Annotated in this window: 20 protein-coding genes; 17 read left to right on the top strand and 3 right to left on the bottom strand. The window is 53.4% G+C overall.

All coding sequences use genetic code 11. The features are described from left to right. Positions 1-154: 154 nt before the first annotated feature. From sigY to PCH05_RS22765, 6 genes are read left to right on the top strand one after another with little or no spacing between them, the layout of a single operon-like run. Complete coding sequence (sigY, locus tag PCH05_RS22790; RefSeq protein WP_164766771.1) at positions 155-715, top strand: RNA polymerase sigma factor SigY; 561 nt, start codon at positions 155-157, stop codon at positions 713-715. Beyond that, positions 702-1115 carry a YxlC family protein gene (locus PCH05_RS22785; RefSeq protein ID WP_127606224.1) on the top strand — a complete coding sequence of 138 codons (414 nt, stop codon included), beginning with the start codon at positions 702-704 and terminating at the stop codon, positions 1113-1115. Before sigY ends, PCH05_RS22785 begins: the two co-directional genes overlap by 14 nt. Beyond that, the gene (locus PCH05_RS22780; RefSeq protein WP_127606222.1) at positions 1108-1356 is read left to right on the top strand and encodes a sigma-Y antisigma factor component; all 249 of its coding nucleotides are present in this window, start codon (positions 1108-1110) and stop codon (positions 1354-1356) included. The genes PCH05_RS22785 and PCH05_RS22780 overlap by 8 nt, the downstream gene beginning before the upstream one ends. Before the next feature lie 24 nt (positions 1357-1380). Beyond that, positions 1381-1578, top strand: coding sequence for a PLD nuclease N-terminal domain-containing protein (locus PCH05_RS22775; protein ID WP_371860576.1), 198 nt, complete (start codon positions 1381-1383; stop codon positions 1576-1578). Then, positions 1575-2498 carry an ABC transporter ATP-binding protein gene (locus PCH05_RS22770; protein WP_127606218.1) on the top strand — a complete coding sequence of 308 codons (924 nt, stop codon included), beginning with the start codon at positions 1575-1577 and terminating at the stop codon, positions 2496-2498. Before PCH05_RS22775 ends, PCH05_RS22770 begins: the two co-directional genes overlap by 4 nt. After that, entirely contained in the window at positions 2495-3274 is a 780-nt protein-coding gene (locus PCH05_RS22765) for an ABC transporter permease (protein ID WP_127606215.1), read from the top strand. The genes PCH05_RS22770 and PCH05_RS22765 overlap by 4 nt, the downstream gene beginning before the upstream one ends. Positions 3275-3366: 92 nt before the next feature. Here PCH05_RS22765 and PCH05_RS22760 read toward each other — a convergent pair whose 3' ends face one another. Continuing rightward, positions 3367-3828, bottom strand: coding sequence for a DinB family protein (locus PCH05_RS22760; protein ID WP_127606213.1), 462 nt, complete (start codon positions 3826-3828; stop codon positions 3367-3369). Positions 3829-3956: 128 nt separating this feature from the next. Here PCH05_RS22760 and PCH05_RS22755 point away from each other — a divergent pair, with 128 nt between their 5' ends. The 4 genes from PCH05_RS22755 (at position 3957) to PCH05_RS22740 (ending at position 6677) form a co-directional block, all read left to right on the top strand. After that, positions 3957-4331, top strand: coding sequence for a hypothetical protein (locus PCH05_RS22755; RefSeq protein WP_127606211.1), 375 nt, complete (start codon positions 3957-3959; stop codon positions 4329-4331). Positions 4332-4408: 77 nt separating this feature from the next. Beyond that, positions 4409-5158, top strand: a complete 750-nt coding sequence (gene gpmA, locus PCH05_RS22750; protein ID WP_127606209.1) for a 2,3-diphosphoglycerate-dependent phosphoglycerate mutase — start codon at positions 4409-4411, stop codon at positions 5156-5158. 114 nt (positions 5159-5272) lie between these two features. Further along, positions 5273-5617: a DUF1904 family protein gene (locus PCH05_RS22745; RefSeq protein WP_127606207.1), complete on the top strand. Its 345-nt coding sequence runs from the start codon at positions 5273-5275 to the stop codon at positions 5615-5617. 130 nt (positions 5618-5747) lie between these two features. Continuing rightward, positions 5748-6677, top strand: a complete 930-nt coding sequence (locus PCH05_RS22740; RefSeq protein WP_127606205.1) for a manganese-dependent inorganic pyrophosphatase — start codon at positions 5748-5750, stop codon at positions 6675-6677. A gap of 148 nt (positions 6678-6825) precedes the next feature. Here PCH05_RS22740 and PCH05_RS27415 read toward each other — a convergent pair whose 3' ends face one another. Next, entirely contained in the window at positions 6826-6990 is a 165-nt protein-coding gene (locus tag PCH05_RS27415; protein ID WP_164766769.1) for a hypothetical protein, read from the bottom strand. A gap of 322 nt (positions 6991-7312) precedes the next feature. Here PCH05_RS27415 and PCH05_RS22730 point away from each other — a divergent pair, with 322 nt between their 5' ends. The 3 genes from PCH05_RS22730 (at position 7313) to PCH05_RS22720 (ending at position 9709) form a co-directional block, all read left to right on the top strand. After that, entirely contained in the window at positions 7313-7837 is a 525-nt protein-coding gene (locus PCH05_RS22730) for a GNAT family N-acetyltransferase (protein ID WP_127606201.1), read from the top strand. A gap of 107 nt (positions 7838-7944) precedes the next feature. Beyond that, on the top strand, positions 7945-8688 hold the full coding sequence (locus tag PCH05_RS22725; protein WP_127606199.1) for a class I SAM-dependent methyltransferase: 744 nt from the start codon (positions 7945-7947) through the stop codon (positions 8686-8688). Positions 8689-8725: 37 nt separating this feature from the next. Next, on the top strand, positions 8726-9709 hold the full coding sequence (locus tag PCH05_RS22720; RefSeq protein ID WP_127606197.1) for an MBL fold metallo-hydrolase: 984 nt from the start codon (positions 8726-8728) through the stop codon (positions 9707-9709). 59 nt (positions 9710-9768) lie between these two features. Here PCH05_RS22720 and PCH05_RS22715 read toward each other — a convergent pair whose 3' ends face one another. After that, complete coding sequence (locus PCH05_RS22715; RefSeq protein ID WP_127606195.1) at positions 9769-10335, bottom strand: phosphatidylglycerophosphatase A family protein; 567 nt, start codon at positions 10333-10335, stop codon at positions 9769-9771. A gap of 214 nt (positions 10336-10549) precedes the next feature. Between PCH05_RS22715 and PCH05_RS22710 the strand changes: the two genes are divergently transcribed. From PCH05_RS22710 to PCH05_RS22695, 4 genes are all read left to right on the top strand, one after another. Next, positions 10550-11629, top strand: coding sequence for a GerMN domain-containing protein (locus tag PCH05_RS22710; protein WP_127606193.1), 1080 nt, complete (start codon positions 10550-10552; stop codon positions 11627-11629). A gap of 124 nt (positions 11630-11753) precedes the next feature. Then, the gene (gene rph, locus PCH05_RS22705) at positions 11754-12512 is read left to right on the top strand and encodes a ribonuclease PH (RefSeq protein WP_127606191.1); all 759 of its coding nucleotides are present in this window, start codon (positions 11754-11756) and stop codon (positions 12510-12512) included. 3 nt (positions 12513-12515) lie between these two features. Beyond that, a complete protein-coding gene (locus tag PCH05_RS22700) occupies positions 12516-13157 on the top strand; it encodes an XTP/dITP diphosphatase (protein ID WP_127606188.1) in 642 nt (213 codons plus the stop codon). A 135-nt stretch (positions 13158-13292) separates the two neighbouring features. After that, positions 13293-14159, top strand: coding sequence for an endonuclease/exonuclease/phosphatase family protein (locus PCH05_RS22695; protein ID WP_246049909.1), 867 nt, complete (start codon positions 13293-13295; stop codon positions 14157-14159). The last annotated feature ends 21 nt before the right edge of the window (positions 14160-14180 follow it).

Raw genomic sequence — 14180 nt, 5'->3', positions numbered from 1 at the left:
CGGCTGGCGGAAAATAAAGATGGAGTCGTCATTCATATGGGATGAATCTCCAGAAAAAGTTTTTTGGAATCCCGTGAACGATTTCGCGAACCACTTCGTATTATGGGTGATTGCATGAGTCGCGTACGGGCTGATGCGGTCTTTTCTAAATCACATGAAGCATGGAAAGGAGCAGGGACTGCGGTTGGACGAACTCAAGCTCATCAAACGCGCGCAGCGCGGGGATAGTCAGGCGATGGCGCAGCTGCTGCAGGCCCACTACTCCTTTTTAATGAAATATCTCATCAAAATGACGATGAATCCGGCGCTGGCCGAGGAAGTGGCGCAGGAGACGATGCTCAGGTGCATCGAGAAAATTCGTTTATATAACGATACATCGAAATTTTCTTCCTGGCTGATTACACTCGCGACGCGAATTTACATCGATCAGATGCGCCGCACGAAGGTCGAGAAGCGGTGGAAGGACCAGGAGCAGGCGCTCCGCCGGACGGAGTGGCAGTTGAAAGCACGGCAGGAGGAATGGACGGATGCGATGGAGGCACTGTCCAGGCTGGACTACGAGTGGCGGCTGCCGATTTTGCTCAAGCATTATTACGGCTATGCCTATGAAGAAATCGCCGATATGATGGATATCCCGCCAGGAACGGTAAAATCGAGAGTCCATCACGGACTGCAGCAGTTACGAAAGGAGCTGACGACAGATGAAAAGGAATAAGGAAAAGCGGCAGGAGCTTTCCGATCTGAACAAGCAGAAGCATATGCAGGCCGAAAGCAACCATGAAGAACCATCCGCCGATGACCAGGCTCTGATCGCGCAGCTGCTGTATGGATTCGATCAGATGGAGCGAGCGATCCGGCAGCCGGAACCGCCTGCGCTGCATGAGCTGGAGATGCTTGTTGCCAGCGAGCAGCGGAAGCTGCGCAAACATGTGGGACTGGAGATCGCCCTGTTTTTGGTCATTGCCCTGGCATTAATTTGCGGCAACATTCTTTTGGCTTCCATGAACCTCATCGTTTTTATCGCGATCCAAGCGTTGGTCTTCGTTGGTGTCATCACGTTTGCCGTTCGTTTTTTCTACCGTTCCAGGAAGAAGGTGAAGTCCGGACATGCATAAAACGAATCCCGAATCCATTCCCGTGTGGGTTATTGTACTGGCCGCCTGCATTTTGCTCACCCAAAGCCTGTTCTTGTTTATCCATTCACGCCGGCATACGAAGTACTACTGGATTTGGGGGATCGTCGGGTTGATCCAGTCCCCGGGCCCGCTTATTGCCTATTGGCTTGTCTATATTTTTTGGCCTTGGAGAAAAGAACGCCTGAAAGATCGGGAACATCGCAACAAACGAGACGAATAAAAAGGGGAAACCATGATGGATACGATGAATACAAGCATACCTTGGGGCCTGATTGCGCCTCTGATTGTCCTGCAGCTGATTTTGGCTGTAGTGGGACTCATTTCATTATATAAAGCCGAAGCGACCCGTGGACCTAAGTGGTTATGGGTGATCATCATCTTGTGTGGCAATATTCTGGGTTCGGTCGCTTACTTTATCATCGGAAGGAAGGATGCCTCATGACCCGGCCGCTGCTGCAGGTGAAGGGGCTGACCAAGCGCTTCAAAGAGCGCGAGGTTGTCAAAGGCATATCCTTTTCCGTGGCCGAAGGCAGCTGTGCAGCGCTGCTTGGGCCGAACGGCGCGGGGAAGACGACAACGATCAGCATGCTGGCCGGACTGCTTCAGCCGTCCGGAGGATCAATCGAGCTGCTGGTGAACGGAAGCCCCGTTCCGGACCGTCGGCCATATATCGGTTATTTACCGCAGACCCCGGTATTTTATCCATGGATGACCGGTAAGGAATTTCTGCTCTATGCCGGTGAACTCGCCGGCCTGAAAAGCCGGGAGGCTGCGCTGGAAACCGCGGAGTGGCTGGAGGACGTGGGGCTGAAGGATGCGGGCAAACGCAAAATCGGCGGCTACTCCGGCGGTATGAAGCAGCGGCTGGGTTTGGCCCAGGCGCTCATCCACCGCCCGAAGCTGCTCATCCTGGATGAGCCGGTGTCCGCGCTTGATCCTTCCGGCCGCAAGGACGTGCTCAGCTTGCTACAGCGCATCCGCCAAGAGACGACCGTGCTGTTCTCTACTCATGTCCTGCATGACGCCGAGGAGATTTGTGATGAAATTCTCATGATCCGGGAAGGCGAAATCGCGCTGGCGGGGAGTCTGGATCATATTCGCCGGACATACAGCGAGCCGGTGATCAGGCTCGAGGTCGGCGGAGATGAAGCCTCGCGGGCATGGCTGGCTGCGGTCGGTTCCAAGGATTTCGTGAGTCAGGCGGAGACCTCCGGAGGGCGGGCGAAGCTGACGGTGACAGACGTCGAGCTGGCTTCGCTCGCGCTGATGGCCGATGCGGTAGCCCATCGCGTCATGATCCGCTCGCTAGAAGCCGGCCAGAGCACGCTCGAAGATTTGTTTTTGAAGGTGGTGCAGTCATGATGCAGTTCCGATTGTTTTTCCGCAAAGAAATGCTGGAGATGGGGCGAAGCTATAAGTGGCTCTGGGTGCCGCTCGTGTTCTTGATGCTGGGTGTGATGCAGCCGATTGTGACGCGTTTTATGCCGGAGATTCTGAAGTCCGCGGGCAATATGCCCAAGGGCATGACGATTTCGATTGAGCCGCCATCGGGCGCAGAGGTGCTGGCGCAGACGCTCGGCCAATACAGCTCGGTCGGACTGCTCATCCTGGTTCTGTCTTTCATGACGATCATTTCAGGCGAACGGCAGAGCGGCGTTTCGCAGATGATTTTTTCCAAGCCGGTATCCTATGGCTCTTATACGGCAGCGAAATGGGCAAGCATGCTGTCCCTGATTACGGTCTCGTTCGCGCTTGGCTATGCTGGGGCTTGGTATTATACGGTGCAGATGATCGGAAGCGTCGACGCCGGGGCGGCCGTGAAAGCGGGTCTCTTTTATTTGCTGTGGCTCTGGTTTGCGGGATCGCTGACGCTGTTTATGAGCTCGCTCATAAATCCCGCGGCGGGGATTGCTTTTGTCAGCTTGGGCGCAGCGCTGCTGCTGTCCATGGCTTCGGGATGGCTGCCGAGGTATACGGCCTGGAGTCCGGGGTCCCTGCCGCAAATTTCGGCTGAGTGGCTGCAGTCCTCCGGTGAAGCCAAGGGTGCTGCGGGCGCAGCCGTCCTTTGCCTGGTGTGCATGGCCATCCTTTTCACGGGCACGATCTATCAAGTAAAACTCAAAAAGTCCAAAATATGACAAGCTTTATCTATGCAGACATGACATAATATGTAATAATATGGATAAAAGAAATACCCTGACTTATAAGCCAGGGTATCTTTTTTTCAACTTTATGCGAGCACCTTCAGCATGGCGTTGATCATGCCGGCATGCGAGCTCTCATGGCTGATGTTGATCAGCAGCGCCTCGCCGACGGTTTCCGCTTTAGCGAAATTTTCTTTGACCGCCAGCGGTTCCTCGAGCTTGCCTGCAAACGTATCCTCGATGACTTTGCACTGCGAAGTCAGCTCTTCGATCAGCGCATCCCAAGCCGGAGGCTCCTGGGTCCAGTCGGACGGCTTCGTCCCGGAGCCGAAAAATGCTTTATAGCTTTCCGGAATGACGGATTCTTTGCCTGCAAATTGGAATGCGATCATATTCGTCACCGTCAGCAGATGTCCGAGCTGCCAGTGAAGGCTGTTATTAAAGCCCTCTGGAATCAGGTTGCGTTTTTCAGCCGGAAGCTGGCTGACTTTCTGGATGATGTTATTGCGCGTGCGCAGCATGAGCCAGAATACATAAGAATCTCTCATCGTTAGTAGTCCTCCTTACCATATGTAATCTTCATTCAATTTTACAGTACGGGAGGCGTTGGAGCAAATGCTTCTCAAGATGCGAAGCAGTATCCTACTATATGACAATGGAAAGGAGCGGATCAGGCTTGAACTTCAAGAATAACCCGTACTTGTTTTTGTTTTACGGTTTGCTGATCTTGGTCGTGCTGTATTTGTTAAAGGAGCAGCCGTTCATTAAAATGGAGTCTGGCACAAGCACCCATATCGACGGGGGCAGTCTGGACGTGATCGCACGCGGCATCGACATACCGGAATTCCCGCGCGAGGTGAACGTGAAATCCGATTCGGCCGGGATCCAGACCATTTCTTTGGGTGGCGACCGGTTCGCGGTCATCGACGGCAATAAGGAATCCGAGTCGTACGGAAAAATTCTGATCTACGAATATGATGAAAAGACCCGCAAGCTGAATTTCCTGGCCACGGACAATGTGGTCACCCGCATGAATCAAAGAACGGAGTAAGGGTTAAACAAATAGGATAGGCAAAGAATAGACCAAGCGGCGTTCATGCCGCATCGCTGCGAGGGAGGTATGCGACGATGTTCAAAGTGGTATTGGTGAGACACGGCGAAAGCATCTGGAATCAGGAGAACCGGTTTACGGGCTGGACCGACGTCGATTTGACGGAAAAAGGGGTCAAGGAAGCCATCAAGGCAGGCGAACTGCTGAAAGATCTGCCTTACGAAATCGATATTGCGTTTACGTCCGTTCTGAAGCGGGCGATCAAGACGCTGAATTATATTCTCGACGTCAACGATCTCCTCTGGATCCCGATCCATAAAAGCTGGAAGCTGAATGAGCGGCATTACGGGGCGCTGCAAGGGCTGAACAAGCAGGAAACGGCGGAGAAATACGGGGCGGAGCAGGTGCAGCTGTGGCGCAGAAGCTTTGATGTGAAGCCGCTGCAAATCACTGCCGACGACGACCGGTATCCGCAAAAGGATAAGCGCTACGGGCGACTGACCGAGCAGGAAATTCCGCTGGGTGAAAGCCTGAAAGATACGATTGCCAGGGTACTGCCGTATTGGGAAGGGGAGATCGTACCCCAGATCAAGGCGGGCAAAAAGGTGCTGGTCGTGGCCCATGGCAACAGCCTGCGCGCGCTGATGAAGGTGCTGGAGGATATCAGCGACGAGGATATACTCGATCTGAACATACCGACGGCCGTGCCGATTCTGTATGAGCTGGAAGATAATCTGAAGCCGTTAAGCCGCCATTTTCTCGGTGAGCCGGAGCGGGTTCAAGAGAAGATCGAGACAGTCGCCGATCCGCATAAAATCATGGAGTAACGCTTAATTCACGAAGGGGTCGCTTGCATGAGGTGACTCCTTCGGTGTTTTTGTGGTAGGGTATATTATGCCAGCATAACCGAAACACCAACTTCAGGAAAGAAGGGAACAGCTTTGCCTTTTGTCAGATTTACGGGATTCGAAAAAAACGTGGTGGAAACTGTCGCTCCGGCAATTATCGAAGAAATGGCAGCGATCGCCAACATTCCGCAGGAGATCGTAAAAATCGAGCTTTTGCATGTGGAAAAAATCACAAATAGTCCCCAGTCGGTTGAAATTTATATGTTTCCGCGCGAGCAGGAAAAGCATGACGCCATCGCCAAAATGATAGACGGACACCTGAAGAAGCAAGGATATGACCGGACTCATATTTTTTACGTGCTGCTGCAGCATTCGTTATACTATAAAGAGGGGCTGCCTTTGGGCGAGATTCCGAGGAAAACAGTTCCCGAAGCTTGATCCTCGGGATTTGTAAATAAATCTCTGTAAAGGAATTGGAATATTACCTATTTACCGCTATAATCGAATGTAGACCAAGACATTTCTGGAATGTCTGTACTTTATAAATGGATAAGGAGCAATGAAACTCATGGCTAAAACTTTGATTTTCGGACATAAAAATCCGGATACGGACACGATTACTTCGGCTATTGTATACTCCTATTTGAAAAACCAGCTCGGATTCGATACCGAGCCCGTACGTCTGGGCAACGTCAACGGCGAAACGCAATATGCGCTGGACACCTTCAAGGTAGCCGCACCCCGCTTGGTGGACAAAGTGGCAGGCGAAGTATCCGAGGTCATTCTCGTCGACCACAACGAACGCCAGCAAAGCGCTGACGATATCGATCAGGTACGCGTAACCGAGGTAATCGACCATCACCGCATCGCGAACTTTGAGACGAGCCATCCGCTCTACTATCGTGCCGAGCCTGTGGGCTGCACGGCAACGATTTTGAACAAGCTGTTCAAAGAAAAAAATGTGGCTGTAACGAAGGAAATGGCCGGCCTGATGGTTTCGGCGATCGTATCGGATACGCTGCTGCTGAAATCCCCGACCTGCACGGATGAGGATGTGGCTGCCGTTCGCGAATTGGCCGACATCGCCGGCGTGAACCTGGAGGAATACGGCCTGGAGATGCTGAAAGCCGGAGCCGACATGAGCAGCAAAACGATTGCCGAGCTCATTTCCCTGGACGCCAAAGAGTTCCAGATGGGCACGCGCAAGGTGGAAATTGCTCAAGTCAACGTCGTTGACACGAATGACGTTCTGAACCGTCAAGCCGAGCTTGAAGACGCGCTGAACAACATCATCAGCCAAAAGGGACTGGATTTGTTCGTGTTCGTCGTAACCGATATTCTGAACAATGATTCCGTCGCCCTGGCTCTCGGCAGTGCCGCTTCCGCCGTGGAAACCGCTTATAACGTGAAGCTGGAGAACAACACAGCCGTACTGAAAGGCGTTGTATCCCGCAAATCGCAAATCGTACCGGTTCTGACCGAAACGCTGAGCAAATAAGAATCCAATTGAAGAAGGCGCTGGCTCCCAAGGGAGTCCGGCGCCTTTTTGCATGGGACGGAAAGCCGCAATGAAAAACCTGTTCATGACTGAACAGGTTGGGTTTGGATAAGTCTGTCGTTTCTTTGGAGAAGGGATTTGAAAACTATTATTGCTCGGGATCTTCGTCTTCGTCCGACTCTTCGTCTTCTTCGGATTCAGACTCTTCTTCTTCCTCTTCTTCTTCCTCGTCGTCGCTTTCCTCGATGTCTTCGATTTGGGATTCCTCTACCTCTTCCTCGGACAGCAGCAGTTCATTTTCGAAATTTTCCATGTTTAATCCCTCCAATTTATACACCTATTCATAAGTGCAATTTCAATATATCACTTGTCTATGAAAACGTTTGTCAGATTGTGAGCCCTCTATCACTTTATTTTCTATAATATTTCGGCAAATTGCGGGTTGTCCTGCAGAATTGTCGGATTATCACTTGATTACCGGCGCGGGCGTAACATTTAGTATGTAAAACGCTTCGGTTCACCCGTATGTTACATTCATCATAAATAACCGAATATAACAGCGGATATTTCCTTGGCAAGGAAGCGATCATGCATTAATCTGGAAGCTGGAGTTCCGTAAAAAAGGGAGGGGCAATATGATCATAGAGACGGAAAGACTTATCCTTCGCGAGTATCGGGCAGACGATTTGGAAAGCGTGCATCGCTATGCTTCAAATCCGCGGGTAACGACATATACGCTGTGGGGCCCTAACTCCCCGGAAGAGACGAAGGCGCATATCGATGCCATGCTGGAGATGCAGCGGCAAGAGCCGCGCACAGGGTACGAATTTGCGGCGACGTTAAAAGAAAGCGGCGAGATGATCGGCGGCGTCGGTATCCATAAGAACGGCTATAACGGAGAAGTGGGCTACTGCTTCCACCCGGATTATTGGGGCAAAGGCTACGCCTCCGAAAGTGCGGCTGCCATGCTCGAGCTAGGCTTCAGGCAGCTTGGGTTGCACCGGATATACGCGACCTGCCGGCCTGGCAACAAGGGCTCCGAACGCGTGATGCAGAAGCTTGGCATGCAGAAGGAGGGGCATCTGCGCGAGCATCTTCTTTCCAATAAGGGAGGATTCGTGGACTCCTATCTTTATTCCATATTGATTCAGGATTATTAAGCAAAGAATTGAAGTGCTTTGGATCGTTGATGGGCAGAATATGGTTCAGGCTAAAGTATTTTACGGTATGTATATTACAGCGAAGCCAACTTATTCAGGAGGACATCATGGTCAAAGACTGGTACGAAAAAAGTTTTGGAGAAGACTATTTGCTTGTATATAAACACCGGGATGCGGCAGGTGCCGTGCGCGAGGTCCGCAAAATGATTTCCTGGCTGGACCTGCCGGAGCATGCCCGGGTACTTGATTTATGCTGCGGCACAGGCCGCCATTCGCTGGCGCTGGCAGACAGCGGTTACCGCGTAACCGGCGTAGACCTGTCCGGCGTGCTGCTGCGGGAGGCGCGAAAGCTTGATGCGAAGCAGCGGGTGACATGGGTTCAGGCCGATATGCGCGAAATTCAGCTGAAAGGGCATTACGATGCCGTGCTTAATCTTTTTACGTCTTTCGGTTATTTCCGGGAGGATGAGGAGCAGCGGAAGGTGCTGCGGGAAATCACGCGCATGCTGAAGCCGGGCGGCCGTTTTATTATCGATTTCATGAATTCGCCCCATGTCCGGGCTCATTTGGTACCGGAGTCCGAACGCGAAGCAGATGGCCAGCGAATTATAGAGAAGCGCATCATCGAGGAGCATTTTGTTAAAAAAGACATCATCATCCGTCCGCTGGGTGGGGATGGCGAGGAACGCCAATATCATGAACGGGTCAAGCTGTACACGCTGGAGCAAATGAAGCGGATGCTTGCAGATTCGGGGCTTGCTGTGGACGAAGTCTATGGAGGATACGATGAGGACGAGAGCTACAACGAGGATACCTCCGAACGAATGATATTCGTGGGTCATCGCCCATAACGCGCAGGACGCAAGATGTGAAAAGAGGTTAAATAACGTGAACATGCCGGAAATAACAGAACATCGCCGTGGAATCACTCAAGTAAAAATATCGATGTCCTATCCGCTGCGCTGGGTGAACAGCTATATCCTGCGGGAGCCGGATGGATATACGATCATCGATCCGGGACCGCATACCCCGGAGAACGAGGAAGAATGGAAAAAGGCGATGCATGAGCTTGGCATCTCCTTCAGGGACGTCAAGAACGTTGTGCTGACGCATCATCATCCGGACCATCTGGGCTGCGCAGGCTGGATTCAGCAGCAGGCTGGCTGCAAGGTATGGATGTCGAAGCGCTCCTTTCAGGAAGCAGAGCGGATGTGGGGAGCAACGTCTACGATGAACACGGATCTCCCGGAGCTGTTCCAGAGGAACGGGATGCCGGAAGCCTGGACAAGCCAGCTCGAAGTACATATGAACAGTTTTGTACCGCAAATTACGCCGCGTCCGGATGTCGCCTGGATACCGGAAGGACAGCGGTTTGTCATGGGCGGAAGAGGGTGGCTGCCGGTCGAAACGGCGGGACATGCCCCGGGACATGTATCCTTTTATGATGAGGAGAGCGGGGATATCCTGTGCGGTGATGCCGTGCTGCCGCAGATCTCCCCGAATGTCAGCCTGATGCCGGGTAGCGATCCGGAGCCGCTGCAATCCTTTTTGCAAGGGCTGCTGAAGCTGAAAAATCTGGAGGCCGGCACCGCATATCCCGGTCACCGCAATCCTTTTCAGCATTTCGGGGAGCGGATCGAGGCGCTGCTTCTCCATCATGAGGAGCGGCTGGTGAAGATCGAGCAGCTGCTTGATCCTGCGCCTGCCACAGGCTTCGAGCTTTGCACCGCGCTGTTCAGCAGCAAGCTGGGCATTCATCAGATGCGCTTTGCCATGTGCGAGACGCTCGCGCATACGCGGGAGCTGGAGCGAAGAGGACGGATCATCTCACGCGAATATGAGGATGGAGTCATCCGATTCAAGATGCAATAATTCACATGCCAACAAGGGACAGCTTGTTCAAAGCTGTCCCCTGTTGGCATGTTTCGTGTTCAATCCTCCGGCGGATCCAGCTCGCCGCCTTCAAGCTGCTGCTCGCGCTCGGCCTGCTTGCGGTGGGCGATTCGGCTGCTGGCCGCGGCCGCGATGGCCCCGACGATATCGTCAAGAAACGTATGCGTCTCGCCGGTCGTCTTGTCATTCAATCGTTCGAGGACGCCCGGCTTTAGCTTGTCCACGTAACCGTAGTTCGTGAAGCCGATGCTGCCATAGACGTTCACGATGGAGAAAGCGAGAATTTCATCCACGCCGTACAAGCTTTCATCGTTCTCCAGCATTTCCTGCAAGGGTGAGAGCAGCTTGCCTTCTTCGGCCAGCACATCGAGCTGAATGCCCGTCAGCACGGCATTTTGCACTTCGCGTTTGCCGAGCACCTTTTCCACGTTGTCGAGACACTCGGCCATCGTTAAATCGGGATAATATTTTTTCTGAAGGAGCATCACGAGCTCGGCGATTTCCTCCAGCTTTACGCCTCTTTTATGCATCCATTCCCGCGTTGCGGAAGCTACCTTTTGACTGTTCAGGCTGTATGGAATTTTTTCGTCCTTCGGATCACTCATCGATATCCCCCCGTTTTCTTCGTGGTAGTAAGATTGTACGTTTCTCTCATGCGGTTGTCCAGTTTCACCCAACTCCGGCATGCAGTCCCGGCCATTTCCCTTACGTCATCAGCTTTTCCGGTTACGCTAATTTTTATGGGACCGGCTGTTATTTTTTGCGAAGAGGGCTCGTATACATGGTAGTACAATCTGTACAAAATGATTAGGAGGAACCATGCATATGAAAAAAGGTAAAATTCGCGGCATTTCCGCTGCCGGATTGCTCGCTGTTCCCGTTATGCTGTCCGGCTGCAGTTTGTTCGGTTCGCAGTCTTCCATGGATATCGATAAGCCGCCGGCCGAGGTGGAGCAGCAAATGCTGAACATGACGGATGGCGGCGCACAGACGACCACAACGACCAAAACGGCCGCGCAGACCGGTCCGAAAACGACGTCCTTCCTGAAAAATGAGAAGGGGCTGCTTGCTCCAGTGTCCCTGGGCATTCCGGAAGACAAAAATACTGACAGCATGAAGCAGGCGCTGATGGCCTTGGTGACAGGCGGAAGCTATGCTAAATATGTGCCAAAAGGCTTCACGGGCGTGCTGCCGAAAGGAACGATGGTGAACAAGCTTACGGTAGATAAAGACCAGAAGCTGGCGATTGTGGACTTTAACAGCGCCTTCAACCAATATAACGCGCCGGATGAACGCAAAATACTCGAAGCCGTTACGTGGACCTTAACCGGCTTCACCGGGGTGGATAAGGTACAGCTGATGGTTGAGGGGAAGGCCTTGACGGAAATGCCGCTCCAGGGAACGCCGCTGAACCAGCCGCTGACCCGCAGCTTGGGCATCAATCTGCAAAAAGGCGAAGGGGTCGCGTTGACGAACTCTACGCCGGTCACGGTCTACTTCTCCACCTTGTCCGAAGACGGCGTCTCGTATTACGTGCCGGTGACCCGCCTGGTTACACCGGGGAATAACAAGCTGTATACCGCTCTGCAGGAGCTGATCCATGGGCCGCAGCAGGGTGACGGGCTGGAGCAGGTGATGACGGACGGCACGAAGGTGGAGTCGGTTAAAACCGCTAAAGACGGCACGGTGACGGTTTCGCTCCAAGACGACATGTTCGAGAAGGATGAGCCGGTCCCGAATGAGCTGCTGCAGTCCGTCGTGCTCTCCATCTCCGAAAATGCCGGGAACGCCAAGGTCAAAATTGATATGAACGGCGAGTCGAAAGTGATGGGTCAAGACAACCAGGACTACAGCAAGCCGGTGTCCAGACCGGATTACATTAATCAGATTCCGCTCTAAACCGCCTCTGTAGGATGCTTTTGCATCCACACTTTGTTAAAATAAGAGTCGACATATAAAATGTGGCAAACAAACAGGATTCCAATCGATACAACAGGATGCGTAAATGTAGGAGGCAGACAAGATGAGATCAAACGGACGCAGCAGCGATCAGCTCAGGCCGATGAATTTGACAGTTAACGTGAACAAGTATGCGGAAGGCTCCGTGTTTATAGAAATGGGAGACACCAAGGTCATATGCACGGCGACGATAGACGAGAAGGTGCCTCCTTTTTTGAAGGGACAGGGAAAAGGCTGGGTGACGGCGGAATATTCCATGCTGCCGCGGGCAACACAATCCCGTAATCAACGGGAGAGTGCGCGCGGCAAGCTCAGCGGCCGGACGATGGAGATTCAGCGCCTGATCGGCAGAGCACTGCGCTCCGTCGTGGATTTGCGTGCGCTTGGCGAGCGCACGATTACGCTGGATTGCGATGTTATTCAGGCAGACGGCGGCACGCGTACAACCTCGATTACAGGTTCTTTCGTCGCGCTTGCCATCGCCGTGAACAAAATCGCGCAGCAGCATAAGCTGCCGGTATTTCCGATCACGGATTACCTGGCTTCGGTCAGCGTAGGCGTGGTGAACGGCGAGCCGATGCTCGACCTGAATTATGAGGAGGACTCGAGCGCCAAGGTCGACATGAATCTGGTGATGACCGGCAGCGGCGAGTTCGTCGAGCTGCAGGGAACCGGCGAGGAAAGCCCTTTTACCCGCGCGGAGCTGAATCAGCTGCTGGAGCTCGGGGAAAAAGGTATCGGACAGCTGATCGAGAAGCAGAAGGAACTGCTTGGACCGATCGCCCTCATGATTGGCTCCGGCCAAACGGGAAGAGAGGTTTAAGGCATGATACTGGATAGCGACTTGATTATAGTAGCGACTCGAAACCAGGGGAAGGTCAAGGAGTTCGAGCATGCCTTTGCCCAGCTGGGCAAACAGGTGAAGAGCATGTTCGATTATCCGGAGCTGCCTGACGTGGTGGAGGACGGCGTTACTTTCGCCGAGAATGCGCTGAAAAAGGCCAAAACGGTCGGCGATGCGCTTGGCCTGCCGGTTCTGGCGGATGATTCGGGGCTGTGCGTGGATGAGCTCGACGGCCGTCCGGGGGTCTACTCGGCGCGTTTTGCCGGAGAACATGCCACGGACCAGGAGAATAACGAGAAGCTGCTGCGCATGCTGGAAGACAAAAAGCTGGGCGAAGACACGGAACAGCCGTTTCTCAGTGCCGCACGCTTTGTCTGCTCGCTGGTGCTGTACAATCCGGCCACAGGCTCGCACATGGAAGCAAGCGGCGCGGTGGACGGCTGGATCACGGACGAGCCGGCCGGCTGCGGCGGCTTCGGATACGATCCGCTCTTTTACCTGCCGGACTATAAGAAGACGATGGCGGAAATTTCGATGGAAGAGAAACAGGCGATCAGCCACCGCGGCGCAGCGCTGCGCAGCTTGATTCGCATGCTCAAGCAGCCGGAAGATAACTCCAATTGATCCAAAGCGTTAGCGGCCCCGCAATGACGGGCTGCTGGCGCTTTTTTTGTTGAAAAGGCTCAACCGCCTGCTGTTTTTTGGTATGATGAGGCATATTGGTATGTAGCTATAATTTAAGAAATGGAGTGAGGAACGTTGGCAGAGTACCCGGATGTGGCGCTGCGCTGCATGTCCTATAACATTAAAAATGCCTATGATATGGAAGGTGACAATGGCTGGCTCAGCCGCAAGGAGCTGGTCGCCGGCATGATCCGTTTCCACCGCCCGGATCTGGTTGGAATGCAGGAGGTACTGTACAACCAGCTGGAGGATTTGCAGCGGCTGCTCCCCGAGTACAGCTGGATCGGCGTGGGAAGGGATGACGGGAAGCGGGACGGGGAGTTTTCCTGCATCTTTTACCGCAAGAGCAGGCTGAAGCTGCTTCGTGAGCAGACGTTCTGGCTGTCGGAGCTTCCGGAGGAACCGGGCATGCCCGGTTGGGATGGCGGCTGCCGGCGCGTCGTGACCTGGGGCGAGTTCGAGGATGCCTTCACGGGAAAGACCTTCCTGCACTTTAATACGCATTTTGATCATATCGGACGAGTAGCCGTGGAGCAGAGCGCCTATTTGATCCGCGAGCGGATCAAGGCTATAGCTGCGGGCATTCCCGCCGTGCTCACCGGCGATTTTAACGTGACCTCGGATTCCGTGCCTTACCGGGTGCTTACCCAAGCAGACGAGAAGGGCTTCGCGCTGCTGCGTGATGCCAGCCTGGAGGCGGACTACAAGCATTTCGGCCCGGCGTTCACGTTTCAGGGCTTCGACTCCAGGGAGGTGGCGGCGCGGTCGTTTCCGGCTTTTCTGGAGCGGCAGGCGAAGCATGAAATCGAGTTTGAAAGCCCGATCGATTTTATTTTCGTCACGGGCCAGGTTCACGTGCTGAGCTATGGATCGATACCCGATCACAGCCAAGGCCAAATGCCCTCGGATCATTATCCGGTAGTGGCGGATGTTCGACTGTAAACGAAGCGCTTTTCTCAAAGT

This window comes from Paenibacillus chibensis (genome assembly GCF_004001045.1).
In the GTDB taxonomy this organism is placed as follows: Bacteria; Bacillota; Bacilli; order Paenibacillales; family Paenibacillaceae; genus Paenibacillus_AQ; species Paenibacillus_AQ chibensis.
This window is presented reverse-complemented; position numbering and strand designations above follow the sequence as displayed.

What these genes read in the sequence shown, in the direction of transcription:
- sigY (WP_164766771.1), top strand. Translation starts at nt 155, where the DNA reads ATGAAGCATGGAAAGGAGCAGGGACTGCGGTTGGACGAACTCAAGCTC.
- PCH05_RS22785 (WP_127606224.1), top strand. Translation starts at nt 702, where the DNA reads ATGAAAAGGAATAAGGAAAAGCGGCAGGAGCTTTCCGATCTGAACAAG.
- PCH05_RS22780 (WP_127606222.1), top strand. Translation starts at nt 1,108, where the DNA reads ATGCATAAAACGAATCCCGAATCCATTCCCGTGTGGGTTATTGTACTG.
- PCH05_RS22775 (WP_371860576.1), top strand. Translation starts at nt 1,381, where the DNA reads ATGAATACAAGCATACCTTGGGGCCTGATTGCGCCTCTGATTGTCCTG.
- PCH05_RS22770 (WP_127606218.1), top strand. Translation starts at nt 1,575, where the DNA reads ATGACCCGGCCGCTGCTGCAGGTGAAGGGGCTGACCAAGCGCTTCAAA.
- PCH05_RS22765 (WP_127606215.1), top strand. Translation starts at nt 2,495, where the DNA reads ATGATGCAGTTCCGATTGTTTTTCCGCAAAGAAATGCTGGAGATGGGG.
- PCH05_RS22760 (WP_127606213.1), bottom strand. Translation starts at nt 3,828, where the DNA reads ATGAGAGATTCTTATGTATTCTGGCTCATGCTGCGCACGCGCAATAAC.
- gpmA (WP_127606209.1), top strand. Translation starts at nt 4,409, where the DNA reads ATGTTCAAAGTGGTATTGGTGAGACACGGCGAAAGCATCTGGAATCAG.
- PCH05_RS22740 (WP_127606205.1), top strand. Translation starts at nt 5,748, where the DNA reads ATGGCTAAAACTTTGATTTTCGGACATAAAAATCCGGATACGGACACG.
- PCH05_RS27415 (WP_164766769.1), bottom strand. Translation starts at nt 6,990, where the DNA reads ATGGAAAATTTCGAAAATGAACTGCTGCTGTCCGAGGAAGAGGTAGAG.
- PCH05_RS22730 (WP_127606201.1), top strand. Translation starts at nt 7,313, where the DNA reads ATGATCATAGAGACGGAAAGACTTATCCTTCGCGAGTATCGGGCAGAC.
- PCH05_RS22725 (WP_127606199.1), top strand. Translation starts at nt 7,945, where the DNA reads ATGGTCAAAGACTGGTACGAAAAAAGTTTTGGAGAAGACTATTTGCTT.
- PCH05_RS22715 (WP_127606195.1), bottom strand. Translation starts at nt 10,335, where the DNA reads ATGAGTGATCCGAAGGACGAAAAAATTCCATACAGCCTGAACAGTCAA.
- PCH05_RS22710 (WP_127606193.1), top strand. Translation starts at nt 10,550, where the DNA reads ATGCATATGAAAAAAGGTAAAATTCGCGGCATTTCCGCTGCCGGATTG.
- rph (WP_127606191.1), top strand. Translation starts at nt 11,754, where the DNA reads ATGAGATCAAACGGACGCAGCAGCGATCAGCTCAGGCCGATGAATTTG.
- PCH05_RS22700 (WP_127606188.1), top strand. Translation starts at nt 12,516, where the DNA reads ATGATACTGGATAGCGACTTGATTATAGTAGCGACTCGAAACCAGGGG.